The organism is Brachybacterium paraconglomeratum (assembly GCF_003994255.1).
Classification (GTDB): Bacteria; Actinomycetota; Actinomycetes; order Actinomycetales; family Dermabacteraceae; genus Brachybacterium; species Brachybacterium conglomeratum.
Genome location: NZ_ML133869.1, coordinates 1 through 12,160 on the forward strand (window position 1 = coordinate 1; position 12,160 = coordinate 12,160).

General features: G+C 67.2%; 14 protein-coding genes and 1 pseudogene. 6 read left to right on the forward strand and 9 right to left on the reverse strand.

Going from position 1 to position 12,160, the window contains the following annotated elements:
- Positions 1 to 385 precede the first annotated feature (385 nt).
- The 3 genes from DS079_RS17535 (at position 386) to DS079_RS16710 (ending at position 2,552) form a co-directional block, all read left to right on the forward strand.
- Positions 386 to 1,126 carry a toll/interleukin-1 receptor domain-containing protein gene (locus DS079_RS17535; protein ID WP_094433172.1) on the forward strand — a complete coding sequence of 247 codons (741 nt, stop codon included), beginning with the start codon at positions 386 to 388 and terminating at the stop codon, positions 1,124 to 1,126.
- Positions 1,127 to 1,433: 307 nt separating this feature from the next.
- Positions 1,434 to 2,144 carry a DUF3800 domain-containing protein gene (locus DS079_RS16705; RefSeq protein WP_094433100.1) on the forward strand — a complete coding sequence of 237 codons (711 nt, stop codon included), beginning with the start codon at positions 1,434 to 1,436 and terminating at the stop codon, positions 2,142 to 2,144.
- Positions 2,145 to 2,309: 165 nt separating this feature from the next.
- Positions 2,310 to 2,552, forward strand: coding sequence for a helix-turn-helix domain-containing protein (locus DS079_RS16710; RefSeq protein ID WP_094433098.1), 243 nt, complete (start codon positions 2,310 to 2,312; stop codon positions 2,550 to 2,552).
- A gap of 269 nt (positions 2,553 to 2,821) precedes the next feature.
- Here the strand turns inward: DS079_RS16710 and DS079_RS17200 are convergent, their stop codons facing one another.
- Genes DS079_RS17200 through DS079_RS16740 form a run of 7 tightly spaced genes read right to left on the reverse strand, consistent with a single transcriptional unit; the run spans position 2,822 to position 7,961 of the window.
- A complete protein-coding gene (locus tag DS079_RS17200) occupies positions 2,822 to 2,986 on the reverse strand; it encodes a hypothetical protein (RefSeq protein WP_094433096.1) in 165 nt (54 codons plus the stop codon).
- Positions 2,987 to 3,017: 31 nt separating this feature from the next.
- Positions 3,018 to 3,614: a rhodanese-like domain-containing protein gene (locus tag DS079_RS16715; protein ID WP_094433093.1), complete on the reverse strand. Its 597-nt coding sequence runs from the start codon at positions 3,612 to 3,614 to the stop codon at positions 3,018 to 3,020.
- Positions 3,611 to 5,053, reverse strand: a complete 1,443-nt coding sequence (locus DS079_RS16720; protein WP_094433091.1) for an MBL fold metallo-hydrolase — start codon at positions 5,051 to 5,053, stop codon at positions 3,611 to 3,613. The genes DS079_RS16715 and DS079_RS16720 overlap by 4 nt, the downstream gene beginning before the upstream one ends.
- 53 nt (positions 5,054 to 5,106) lie before the next feature.
- Positions 5,107 to 6,384 (reverse strand): MFS transporter, encoded by a 1,278-nt coding sequence (locus DS079_RS16725; protein WP_229119706.1) that lies wholly within the window; start codon positions 6,382 to 6,384, stop codon positions 5,107 to 5,109.
- Positions 6,381 to 6,773, reverse strand: a complete 393-nt coding sequence (locus DS079_RS16730) for a thioredoxin family protein (RefSeq protein WP_094433089.1) — start codon at positions 6,771 to 6,773, stop codon at positions 6,381 to 6,383. The genes DS079_RS16725 and DS079_RS16730 overlap by 4 nt, the downstream gene beginning before the upstream one ends.
- Entirely contained in the window at positions 6,770 to 7,639 is an 870-nt protein-coding gene (locus DS079_RS16735) for a sulfite exporter TauE/SafE family protein (RefSeq protein ID WP_094433087.1), read from the reverse strand. The genes DS079_RS16730 and DS079_RS16735 overlap by 4 nt, the downstream gene beginning before the upstream one ends.
- A 25-nt stretch (positions 7,640 to 7,664) precedes the next feature.
- Positions 7,665 to 7,961 carry a rhodanese-like domain-containing protein gene (locus tag DS079_RS16740; protein ID WP_094433084.1) on the reverse strand — a complete coding sequence of 99 codons (297 nt, stop codon included), beginning with the start codon at positions 7,959 to 7,961 and terminating at the stop codon, positions 7,665 to 7,667.
- 161 nt (positions 7,962 to 8,122) lie between these two features.
- On the opposite strand from DS079_RS16740, the gene DS079_RS16745 reads away from it, so the two are divergent.
- Complete coding sequence (locus DS079_RS16745) at positions 8,123 to 8,380, forward strand: metal-sensitive transcriptional regulator (RefSeq protein ID WP_094433082.1); 258 nt, start codon at positions 8,123 to 8,125, stop codon at positions 8,378 to 8,380.
- 55 nt (positions 8,381 to 8,435) lie between these two features.
- A complete protein-coding gene (locus DS079_RS16750) occupies positions 8,436 to 8,843 on the forward strand; it encodes a DUF302 domain-containing protein (RefSeq protein ID WP_094433168.1) in 408 nt (135 codons plus the stop codon).
- A gap of 188 nt (positions 8,844 to 9,031) precedes the next feature.
- On the opposite strand, the gene DS079_RS16755 is transcribed toward DS079_RS16750, so the two are convergent.
- Entirely contained in the window at positions 9,032 to 10,384 is a 1,353-nt protein-coding gene (locus tag DS079_RS16755; protein ID WP_126988900.1) for an MBL fold metallo-hydrolase, read from the reverse strand.
- Between the two features lie 462 nt (positions 10,385 to 10,846).
- Here DS079_RS16755 and DS079_RS16760 point away from each other — a divergent pair.
- Positions 10,847 to 11,281, forward strand: a pseudogene (locus DS079_RS16760) (GNAT family N-acetyltransferase); the annotation flags it as partial.
- Positions 11,282 to 11,339: 58 nt separating this feature from the next.
- Here the strand turns inward: DS079_RS16760 and DS079_RS16765 are convergent.
- Entirely contained in the window at positions 11,340 to 11,954 is a 615-nt protein-coding gene (locus DS079_RS16765; protein WP_126988899.1) for a nucleoside/nucleotide kinase family protein, read from the reverse strand.
- Positions 11,955 to 12,160: the final 206 nt, after the last annotated feature.

Genomic DNA, 12,160 nt, shown 5'->3' on the forward strand with positions numbered 1-12,160 from the left:
GCGGTCATCGTGATGACTCCGTTCGAGAGTGCTGTGAGAGGTTCACTCGAAGGATCACACGGTGGCCGCGTCCTTGTCCGGGACGATCACAGGGCCACCGCGCTACACCACTATCGGGGACTCAACTAGCGCGCTTCGTCTCTTCCTCAGTGCGACGCGCCAGGTTGAGCTGTCGGTGGGATGACACACCCTGCCAGATGGCCACTCCTGCCGCGATAACGGCTACAGCGAGGGAAGCTATCGAGAGCGGCTCCACAGGCACCTCCGGGTGCAGGCCTTCGAGATCACGTCAGTGCGGGCAGGCGAGATTCAACCACAGCGAAGAAACCCGGGGCTCGGGAGAACCCTCGTTGCCATGTCGGAGGTCGCCTGTAACATCGAACACATGTCTCAGTGCACTGCGCCCGTACGGGGCCATATCAGGGGCGGTGGCGCCGACTGCCCAGTTCATGGCCATCGCGGAGGGTACGGCTACGCGCCGCCGCGGCCGTACCCGTCCTACCCACCACCGACCGCGCCTGCCCGTGGAAGCGGGAGCGGGAGCATCAGCGGCGGGGGACGCCGCACTACCCGGCCGGCCTGGCAGCCGAGCGCGTCGACTGCCTCGTACACGCCGCAGCAGGTTCGCGACCTAGGGCCCGTCCGTGCGGCGGCCGTGGCACGAACTCAGGAGCATGACGTGTTCCTATGCCACGCCTGGCCCGACCGCAAGGCAGACGCGAAAGACGTCTACGACTTACTCGTCGGGGAAGGCGTCTCGGTATGGTTCAGCGAGGTGACGCTTCGGCCTGGCACCGATATGCGAGTGGCCATCGAGAAGGGGCTCGTGAGTTCGCGCATGGGGTTCGTCCTGGTGACCCCCGCAATGCTCGACAAACTACGCACCGACCGAAGCATCGCGAACAACGAACTCAGTGCCCTGCTGCGACGCAACCTCCTGGTGCCGGTCATGCATGGCGTGACGTTCGATGAACTTGACCAGGTAAGTCCCACGCTCGCATCACGTGGTGGATTCAGCACTGCGGAGGAGCCCATGGAGGACATCGTCGTGAAGATCGCCGAGCTCGTTGGAACGCTCGCCGATGAAGAAGCAGACGAACTCAGCAGCAAGCCGGCCGCTAAGTAGCGCCGTATAGGAGCGGTCGACTCACGTGCCTACCGACCGCGGTTCACCTCACCATTCAGTTTCGCGGGACCGATAGTCCTCAGACGCAGCACGTAGGGCCGGCCACACCCGAAGCCCCAGGCCACAGGTGTGGCTCGATGCCCGCAGCCGCCACCGACGATCGCGACCACAGCGACGTGGAGCGGATCGCCATGCAGCAATCGCAGGAGTCAAGGGCTGCCAATAATGGCTGTTCACACTACTGGCAGCCCAACCGGCGACGGGATGGGCATGCAGGCTCGCCTCGGCGGCCATAGAGTTGGGGGTCATGCCCCAGAGAACACTTGACCGGCTCATCTATATGGACGATTCCGGGCACACCGCCTCTGGGTTTGTCGTCTATGGGTGGATTGAGTTCAGCCCGAACCACTGGCATAACGTTCTCGGGCAGTGGCTGGCACACCGGAAGCGACTGTGGCGACAGTACGCCGTGCCGGTTCCCGAGGAGCTGCACATGACGGACTACGCGCTGGGTCGCGGCAGAATCTCACAGAGCGTCCCCCCGGAGTTCGTCCGGGAGGACGGCGTCGAGCTATGGAAGGACTTCGGGGGCGAGGTCGCAAGGGCCAGCCTCGAGACAATGAGCTCGATCGAGGGACTGCGGGTTGGAGCGGTCTACCACCAAGCCACGCGTGAGACCGGAGCGGCAGCACGCGCCGACGTATACGGCCGCCTGCTCTCGCGATTCGAGTCAGAGATGGAGGGGACAACCTCACTGGCGATGGTGTTCATGGATGGCGACGGCTCAGAGACGACCTATCGCGACGCACATCGCGCGCTCCCTCGCGCTACGCGCCACGTCATAGAAGATCCGATCTACACCGATTCCAAGGCGTCCCAACTCATGCAGATGGCGGACCACGTTGCCTGGTGCGCCAACGCAGCAATCGCGCAGATCCCAAAACACGCGTTCGCTCACGATTGGTACGAGGAGTATCTGTCGCCGCGCGATACCAACCGAGCACCCACCGCAATGTGACTGCCGCCAGAAACAGCTAGACCCCCCTGATCCACACGTGTGGGGGAGGTCTGCGCTCCGTAGTCTAGCGCAGCGCTAGGGAAGTGTCTACTGATCGTTGTCCTCAGAGGCCTGCTCGTCCGAGCGACGGCACTGAAGGTCGAGGTGGAGGCGGTTGTCTGAGCGATGGCCATCGTCAGTCGGATCGATGTGGAGCTCGCGCGCCGGAAGATAAGCGTCGGGGAGTTCGCCGATCGGGTGGGCATCACGCCGGCCAACATCGCCGTACTGAAGAACGGTCACCCCAAGGGTGTTCGTCTGTCGACGCTGGATGCGATGTGTCGCGTGCTCCAGTGTCAGCCAGGTGACCTGTTCGAGTGGGTCGACGACGAAGTTGAGGTCGCAGATGCCGGCGACCCCGGCGTCTGACTCCCGGTGACCAGAGTCCGCGCGGTGTAGATCCGCGCGGGCCGCGAGGAGTGCCGTATTGGGGTATACCTAGTGCGACAGATGTGTCGCAAAAGTGCACTTTTGGGCCCTATCGGGAACAGTAAACGACCGCTCAGTAACTGTTCCGCTGGAGTGCCCTAGTTTGATACGCGCCATGCTGTGCGGCGCGCTCTGCTCCGAGAGGGGCCCTCCACGGGCGCGTCAGTGCTCGTGGAGGGCCCCGGTTTGAGGTCGAGCGCTTGGTGGGATCAGCGACCGAGGAGCCGCGCGAAGAATCCTCCGCGGGATTCCTCCTTCGCGTGGCCCGGGCAGCGGTCCTGGCGGGGGACGTTCTTCATGACCTGGTCGACGTGCTGGCCGCAGCCGGCCCAGGTGGTCTTGCCGCAGGTGCGGCAGGTGGTGGCTCTGCACATGGGGTTCTCCTAGCGGTGATGGCGGGGTGGTTCAAGCGGCCTGCGTGGGTGCCTTCTCGAAGAGGGCTGCGAGGGAGGGGTCCGGTGCGACGCGGTTCCAGGGCATCTTCGAGAGGACCGAGGCCATGGCGCAGGAGTCGCTGAGGGCGGAGTAGGTCAGGCCCGCGCCGATGGCGCCGGCGAGCAGTCCCAGGCGGGGGTGGATCAGCTGGCCGGCCAGGGTGCCGAGCAGAACGAGGGAGCCGGCCGTCATGCGGACCTGGCGGTCCATCGCCCAGCGGGTTCCGCGGCGCACCACGGTTCCGCCGGCTGCCTGGTAGGCGGCGATGCCGCCCTCGAGCACGTCGACCGCGTCGAAGCCGGCCTCATGCAGAGCCGAGCAGGCCTTGCCCGCCCGGGCACCGGACTGGCACACCAGCACGACGTGGTCGTGCATGCGTTCGGCGAGGTCGGCGGTGTGCTCGGTGAGCAGGTCCAGCGGCACGTTGTAGGAGCCGTGGATATGGGTGGTCTCGAACTCGCCTGGAGTGCGGACATCGACCACCATGAGTTCCGGGTCCTCGGAGAGGCGTCGGGTGAGCTCGGCCGGTGAGACGGTGCGTGGGGCGATCTGCAGGGGATTCGTCATCGGGCATCCTCCCCGGTGGTCGCGAGGTCGTGCTGCTGGGCGGTCCAGTGGGACCATCCGGCGTAGCTGCCGTCGAGTTCGACCACGTCGTGGCCCGCGCGGCGCAGCGCGGAGGCGGCCACGGAGTTGCGCAGACCGGACTGGCAGAAGGTGATCAGGCGGCCCGCACCGGGATCGGGCAGGTCGTCCTGGTGGAAGAGCACCTTCCCGGCCGAGAGCTGCTCGGCGCCGGTGATGGTGCCGTCCGCGTGCTCGCTGCGGTTCCGCACATCCAGCAGCAGGGCGGTGGAGTCCTCGGCGCGCAGCGCCTCCAGGTGGGCCGGGGAGACGACCGCGGGGACCGTGGTCGGCAGGCCTTCGAGGGAGGTGACGTAGCCGGTCAGGGAGTCCACTCCCACGCGCACGAAGTGATCGCCGTACTCGGTGGCGGTCTCGGCGTCCTCGGCGAGGACGACGAGCTCGGCGTCATCGGTCTCGGGGTCGAAGGCCCAGGCGATGTGGGTGGCGGCCTTGCCGAGCGAGGGGATGCTCAGCGCGCCAGGCACGGTCCCGGCGTGGACCTGGTCCACGGGACGGGTGTCGATGAGGGCGTAGGTACCGTCCTCGAGCCCGCGGGTGAGCTCTTCGACGCCGACCACTCCCGGCGTGGGCCGGTCGCCGAGGATCGCGGGACCCCGCTTGTTCTGGCGCTTCATGCGGGCGAAGTAGGCGTGCGCGTCGGGCTGGCCGTCGAGCAGCTCGTCGATGAAGCCCTGCTCGTCGTCGCGCTCGAGGTAGGTGGCCCACCAGGCGAACTTCCGCTCATAGCCGACGGTCGTCGAGGGCAGAGCGCCGAGCGCCTTGCCGCAGGCCGAGCCGGCGCCGTGGCCGGGGAAGACCTGCACATGGTCGGGCAGGGTGAGGAAGGCGTTCTTCAGCGAGGCGAACAGCTGCTTGGCGCCCTCGAAGCGGGTGTCCTCCATGCCGGCGGCCTCGTCCAGCAGGTCCGGGCGGCCCAGGTCGCCGGAGAACACGAAGTCACCGGTGAGGTAGTAGCCGGGCTGGTCGGTGAAGGCTCCGTCGGTGACGAGGTAGGACAGGTGCTCGGGGGTGTGGCCTGGGGTGTGGCGGGCGGCGACGGTGATGTTGCCCAGCTGGATCGTGTCGTGATCGTGCAGCAGCTCGGCCTCGAAGCCGTAGGTCCAGTCCTCCCCACCCTCGCCGGAGACGTACGCGGTGGCGCCGGTGGCGGCGGCCAGCTCGCGGGTGCCGGAGAGGAAGTCGGCATGGATGTGGGTCTCGGTCACCGCGGTGATGGTCATCCCGTGGTGGGCGGCCAGGTCCAGGTAGACCTGGATGTCGCGCCGCGGATCCACCACCAGCGCCACGCTCTGGGACTGGCAGCCGATGAAGTAGCTGGCCTGGGACAGGTCCTCGTCATAGATGCGTTCGAGAAGCACGATTCCTCCTGTGCGGTGTGGGCGATAACAATCGAGCTATACCCCCGAGGGTATCAGGTACCCCTGGGGGTATGCAATGCGGGGGTTGGCAGGTGGTCGTTGCGGCGCATGCGCAGCGCGACGAGAACTCCGGATGCAGCAGTCAGAGCGGCCACGATGATGACCGCGACCTCGAGCCCGAGGGCATCGGCCGTGATGCCGGCGACCAAGGCGCCGACGGCGAAGCCACCGTCACGCCACAACCGGTAGACGCCCACCGCGCGTGCCCGCCACAACGGATGGGCGACATCGCCGATGCCGGCGAGCAGGGTCGGGTAGACCATCGCGGTGCCCAGGCCCAGCAGCGCCATCGCCCCGAGCCATGACGGGAAGCTCGAACCGGCAGCGATCAGGGCAAGGGCCAGCGCCTGGGTGAGCATGCCGGCGACGATGAGGCCTTTACGGCCCCACCGGTCAGACAGCGCCCCGGTCACCAGCTGCGCAGCGCCCCATACGGCCGGATAGACCGCCGCGAGCACGCCGACCTGCCCCAGTGGCAGCCCCGCGGTCGCGAATAGGACGGGGAAGAGCCCCCAGGCCAGGCCGTCGTTGAGATTGTTGACCAAGCCGGCCTGGCTGATCGAGGACAGTGACCGATCTCGGAAGCTGGTCAGCACGAAGACCTCCCGGTCGCTGCGGCCCTTCCTATCGGGCGCCTCAGCGCCGCCAGGCTCGTGGCGCGCGTGATCGCGGGTCTCGCGCACCAGGAGAACCGACAGTCCCAGGCCCAGGGCGATGAAGGCGGCGCCCAGCAGGAACGGTGCAGGCCGCAATCCATAGACCTCGGCGAGGTATCCGGTGGCCATAGCGGTCCCGGCGACCCCCAGGTAGCCGGCGGCCTCGTTCAAGCCCATGGCGGTGCCGCGACGATGGGGGCCGACCAGGTCCATCTTCATCACCACGGTGGTGGACCAGGTCAGGCCCTGGCTGATACCCAGCAGGACGTTCGCGGCCACGACCCACCCCCAGGTCGGGGCCAGGATCAGCAGAACCGGGACCGGCAGGGCGAGCACCCATCCTGCGACCAGTACGGGCTTGCGCCCGTGGCGGTCGCTGAGGGTGCCGGCGAGGTAGTTCGCGCCGGCTTTGGCCAGGCCGAAGGCGAGGATGTACGTCAGCGCCCCGGAGTAGTGGTCCAGCCCGAACTCCTCAGTGGCCAGCAGCGGCAGCACGGTCCGCTCCTGCCCGAGGGTCGCCCCGACCAGGGCGTTGACTGCCACGAGCAGCAGGAACTGGGGAAGGTTCTCACGCAGCCCCCATCGGAGCGGAGCAGTGATGGCGCGATGGGTCACCCTTGACCAGCCTCCGGGCCCGGCGCGCCCGCGGAACCCATGTCCTGGGCGCGCACTGCCTCGAGCATCCTGGTGAGGCGGGAGGCGCGGAGCCCGCCCTGATGGGTCTGCACCAGCAGCCCGTCACGGAAGAGCATCAGCGTGGGCAGGGCCCGGATGTTCGCGGCAGCCGCCAGTCCGGGCTCCGATTCAGTGTCGACGGAGGCGAACAGCACCTCCGGGTGCTCAGCGGCGACGGCAGCGAAGATGGGGAAGAAGCGCCGGCACGGGGCGCACCAGGAGGCCCAGAAGTCCACCACGACCAGCTCATGGGAACGGATCGCGGAGCCGAAGGTGGTCTCCGTCAGAGCGAGGACGCGCCCGGGTGCGTGGGGAGCGGAGGCGCTCATGCGGTCCGCCGCGTCGCGCGCAGGGGGCAGCTCGGCAGGAGGAACCAGCATCCGGCGGCGGCGAGGGCGAGCAGGACCGCTACCGCGCCGGCGATGGTGCCGGCGATCCCTGGCAGCTCCTGGACCAGGACGAAGGCTCCCATGACCAGGACGAACACTCCGAAGCCCTTGCGCAGGACGTTTTCGGGGATCCGCCCGGCCAGGCGGGATCCGAGCAGTGAGCCGAGGATCGCGGCGAGGGTCACCGCGCCCACCAGGGCCCAGTCCAGTGAGACGGAGGTGAGGTAGCCGGCGAGTCCCGCGAAGGACTTCATCGCGATCACCACCAGCGAGGTGCCCACGGCCACAGGCATCGGCAGCCCTCCCAGCAGGGCAAGGGCGGGCACCACCAGGAACCCTCCGCCCGCGCCGACCAGGCCGGTGGCGAGTCCGACCGCGAGCCCTTCGATCACGATCTTCGCCGTGGGCAGCTCGCGCGGGGAGGCATCCTTTGCGCGGGCGCCTTTGCGGCCGCGGATCATCGCGATCGACGTCGCGACCATCATCAGCGCGAACGCGATCATCAGCACGGTGCCGGGGATGTAGCCGCCGAGGATCCCGCCGCCGAAGGCGCCGACCATCCCGGCCGCACCGAAGATCAGCCCGGTGCGCCACCGCACCCGGCCAGCGCGGGCGTGGCTGATGGCGCTGACTGCCGAGGTGGTCCCGACGACGAACAGCGAGGCGGCGATCGCCTCTTTGGGCGGGAGTCCCGCCACATAGGTCAGGATCGGCACGGTCAGGATGGAGCCGCCGCCGCCGAGCAGTCCGAGCGAGACGCCGATCAGGACCGCCAGCAACAGGGTGAGGACGAGGGTGAACGTCATGAAGGCCTCCTTCTGGGCTGCGGAATCAGGAGGTCGGCAGGCCGGCGGCGTGCCACGCGAGCATCCCGCCACCCATCGTGGTGGCATCGAATCCAGCGGCCTCGAGCTGCTCCGCCGCGTGGGCGCTGCGCCGCCCGCTGCGGCACACCGTGATCACCGGCCGCTCCCGGTCCAGCTCTCCCGCTCGCGCGGAGAGCTGTCCGAGCGGGATGTGGATCGCGCCGGGGATCGTCCCCTCGGCGACCTCCTCGTCCTCGCGGACATCGACGATCTGGTCCCGCACGCGACGGACATCGGTCTCGGCAACGGTGATCTCAGGCATGACTGCTTCCTCTCCACGTAGTCGGTCGCCCCCGTGGCCGGGCTGGCGACCGTCGGGTGCGCTGCACCCGCGCCACAGAGAATGACATATACCCCAGGGGGTATGCAAGACACCCCTGGGGGTATATGCTCGAGTCATCGCCCCTCAATCAGGAGAACGCCATGGAACTCGACCCTTCGGACATGACTCCCGTCATCCATCGCCTCAAGCGGGCTCAGGGACAGCTCGCCGCTGTCACCCGGATGATCGAGGAGGGGAGTGACTGCAAGGACGTCGTCACCCAGCTCTCGGCCGTCTCCAAGGCGCTGGACCGCGCCGGATTCGCAATCATCGCCAGCGGTATGGAGCAGTGCATGACCAGCCCGGACAAGGATCTGGACCGCAAGGAGCTCGAGAAGCTGTTTTTGACCCTGGCCTGAGACCCCGAATCCCGAGATGATCGGGGTCCGGCACGACGACCCGAAGGAGAAGACGATGACCTACACGCATCACCTCACCCTCGACCAGCCGTACGCGCAGGCCGTCGAGAGCGTGCGCGCAGCGCTGTCCGAGCAGGGATTCGGGATCATCACCGAGATCGACATGCGCGCCACGTTCGCCAAGAAACTCGACGCAGATGCGGCCGAGGAGATCGGCGACTACATCATCCTCGGCGCTTGCAACCCCAGCCTTGCTCGCCAAGCCCTCGCCGCAGAGCCGCAGCTGGGCGCACTGCTGCCCTGCAATGTGATCGTCCGGGCCGGTGGCGACGGCAGCCTCGTCGAGGCGATGGATCCGAGGGTCATGGTCCAGCTCAGCGACAGCGACCAGGTCCGGGTTGTCGCTGAGGACGCGGACACGCGTCTGGGCGCAGCGCTGGCGACGTTGAGCCGCTCCGCCTGACGTCCCGACCCCTCCCCGGCCAGCCGTGCTGAGCACCGGATCAGTCGCGGACAAAGCTCACCCGCCGAGAATCTGGAGGGCCTGCACCACGCCCCCTTGGCCTCTGCCGGAAGGGGAAGGTCTCCTCCGGTGGTCCGACCGTGCGGGCATCGATCATGCACAGCGCCATTCATGCCGGCGGCCCGTGGTCAGCCGACCATGGGCAGGCCGGCGCCGGCGGCGTCGTCGAAGTTGCCGTCGATGTGCACCACGTCGCGACCTTCGCGCTCGAGGAGGCTCGCGCCCACGCCGGCACGATAGCCCGATCCGCAGTGGACCCACAATCGGCCAGGCGGCACCTCGTCCAGCCGAACCAGAAGCTCGTGCAACGGGATGTTGACCGCGCCATCGATGTGCGATGTCTGGAACTCCTCGATCCGACGCACGTCCAGGATCGCTTCGCCCTCCGGGCGGTCGGCGAGGAGCGAGGGCCAGTCGACCCGCGGATAGGACGAGATCTGCGCGGACGGTGCCAGGCCTCGGGGATCCTCGCCGAGGGCGGCGTCGGGGGAGTCGATACCGATCCGGGAGAGGTCCCGGATCGCCTTCTCGACGCCGTCACGGCTGCCCACGAGGGTCAACTGGCTGCCGTAGGGGAAGACCCAGCCCAGGAAGGTGGTGAAGCTCCCGCCGTCCCCGTACTCGAAGCTGACCGTGCCATGCAGGTGATCAGCGGCGTAGGCGACCCGATGACGCAGATCCACCACCCACTCCCCGGCGTCCAGGCGCGCCGTCAGCTCCTGTGCGGTGAGTGGGTCGGGGATCTCGAGATCCGGTTCCGAAGGCCCCGCCGCATTGGTGGGCTGCATATGGACGTAGTAGTTCGGGTAAGCCGTGAGATTGGCGAGCAGCTCGCGCACGAAGTGCAGTTGGTCGGAATCGGTGTAGACGTGGTTGGTGGAGAACTGCTCGCCGAGAGTCGACTCGTCAGCGCCGGTGGCCGGACCGGAGGAGCAGAAGGACCCGAATCCGTGCGTCGGGTACAGGGCGGCCCGTTCGCTCGCCTCATCACCGAGCCGGCGCGCGGAGTTCCACTGATCCCGAGTCAGATGCTCGGCGTGCTCCTCGCCGAGCAGGTCGGTGCGGCCGACGGATCCGTAGAGCACGCTGCCCCCGGAGAACACGGCCTCGTCGTCTCCGTGGGTGACCACGTAGGACAGGTGGTGGTGGGTGTGCCCCGGCGTGGCCACCGCCTTCACCGTGAGCCGGCCGACGCGGATGGTGTGGCCGTCACTGATCGGTGTGCGCTCGAAGGAGACCTCATCGGCGGCGTTGACGAGGTAGGGCGTGCCGTGCTTCTGGGCCAGGGCCAGGCCGCCGGTGAGGTAGTCGTTGTGGATATGGGTCTCTGCGACGAGTGCGATCCCGACCTCCGCGCGACCTGCCGCTTCCTCGATGCGGTCGATGTCGCGCTGCGCATCGATGACCAGTCCTTCCTGCCCGTCGTGGACGAGGTAGCTGCGATCCCCGAGCTGCGGGGTCTCGATGACGATGACATCCATGAACTTCGCTCCCGACGCCGTGAGGTGAACTGTACGAACACGGTGCCTCAGGAAAGCCACGGTGTCGAGCGGTCGATGCGTCGAGATCAGCCACCCGCCGTAACCCGGCCCTTCGCGGTTCGTGGTGGATGACCCTGCTGAGGCGGGTAACCCTGCGGCATGGGGTGTGACGAGCGGATTGACGGTTGCAGCTGCGGTGACGGCCGGGGACATCAGCACGAGCGCTGCGCAGACGTAGCGATCGAACTCGCTTGGGGTCCGCGCGTGCTTCGCGGGCCATGGAAGCGCGACGGTTCGATCCTCGGACCGCGGTGCTCGCCGCGCTCAGTGCAGTGCCACTCTCAGAAGACCGCTGTAGAAGAAGAGCGACGATGCCCAGTTGGGGTATACCCAGTGCGGCAGATGTGTCACAAAAGTGAATCGCCCCGGGTTTGTTAGAGGCAGGGGCCGGTTCGAGACCTCGACTCAGCGCGCGCCTACGTCGAGTGGCTGCGGGACGGGGCGCGGCGGAGTGCAGCGCTGGGCGCCAAGCAGGGCACCATGATCGGCCTCGTTGGGATCTCGGTCGATCAGGAGAACCGTACGGGCTGGTTCTTCTACTGGCTGCATGCAGCATGGCGTGGTCGGGGTCTTGCGAGTCAGGCAGCAGCGACCGTCGCAACTACCGCGCTGGGACCCGTCAGTGATGCCGGGTGGGGCCTCGAGCGCTTGGAGCTAGGGCATCGAGCGAACAACCCCGCTTCGGGCGCCGTGGCACGGGCCGCAGGATTCATCCATGAAGGCACGGAACGTGAAAAGTTCCTGATCGACGGAGAGCGCCACGACGTGCTGACCTACGGAAGGCTCCCCAGTGATCCCCTTCCCGACTTACTCCCAATGGGCTGGTCAACGAACTAGAGCGAGACGAAGGGGCCGGGCCGCCAAGCGGCAACGCCCGTGTCACAAACGGTTGGGGTCAGCCAATCCGCGGTAGCTCGAATACGAGCGCATCGAGCAGCTCAACGTCGTATCGGCGATCAGGCCGCAGCGTTGTGGATAGATCTCCGACCGCCGTGGTTTGAAGGTCCCAGATGACGGCGCCAGGACGTAGACGATCCATCGATCGGTACCACTGCTCGAGGGGGCCTCGTAGCCGAGCATGCAGCTCGAACGTTCGCCGGGAGCGAGTCGCGTCGCCGTCCTTCTGCCGTCTCAGAACCGCTTCGCTCGGGAGCGTTACCAGGATGGCGTCAGCGAACCCGAGCTGCCGCCGACTCATCGCTTCACGTACAAAGGTCAGCTCATGGAGGAAGCGCGAAATGGGAGCCGCGCCGATACGCGCCAAGCACCATGAGTAGTGCAGCTTGAGAGGATCGCTGTCGCACACAGCCAGCCCCGCCCGGTGCTCGAGCTCGATCGCCTGTGACCAGCGATCTGCGTTGACCCCGGTCCAGTACCTTGCTTGGTGCTCCGGGTCACTCCCGTCAGGTTCAACCCCTGTCGGCACGTACTCGCCGATGAACTCGTCCACGGCCTTTCGACACCAGGTCGTCTTCCCGGCAGCACTTGGACCCTCAACCGCGATGATCATTCGACGATGTTAAGGGGCGAACGCTCGGAGAGCGACTGTCACGCTCAGGTATACCCAGTGCGACGGATGTGTCGCAAAAGTGCACTTTTGAGCCCTACTGGGAACCGTAAATGATTGGCCAGTAACTGTCCTGCTGGGGTGTACCTGTTTGGTGCTGCTCCGGTGACTGGGGAAGTCTCCGAGTAGTTCTCGTCTCGCTGGATGCA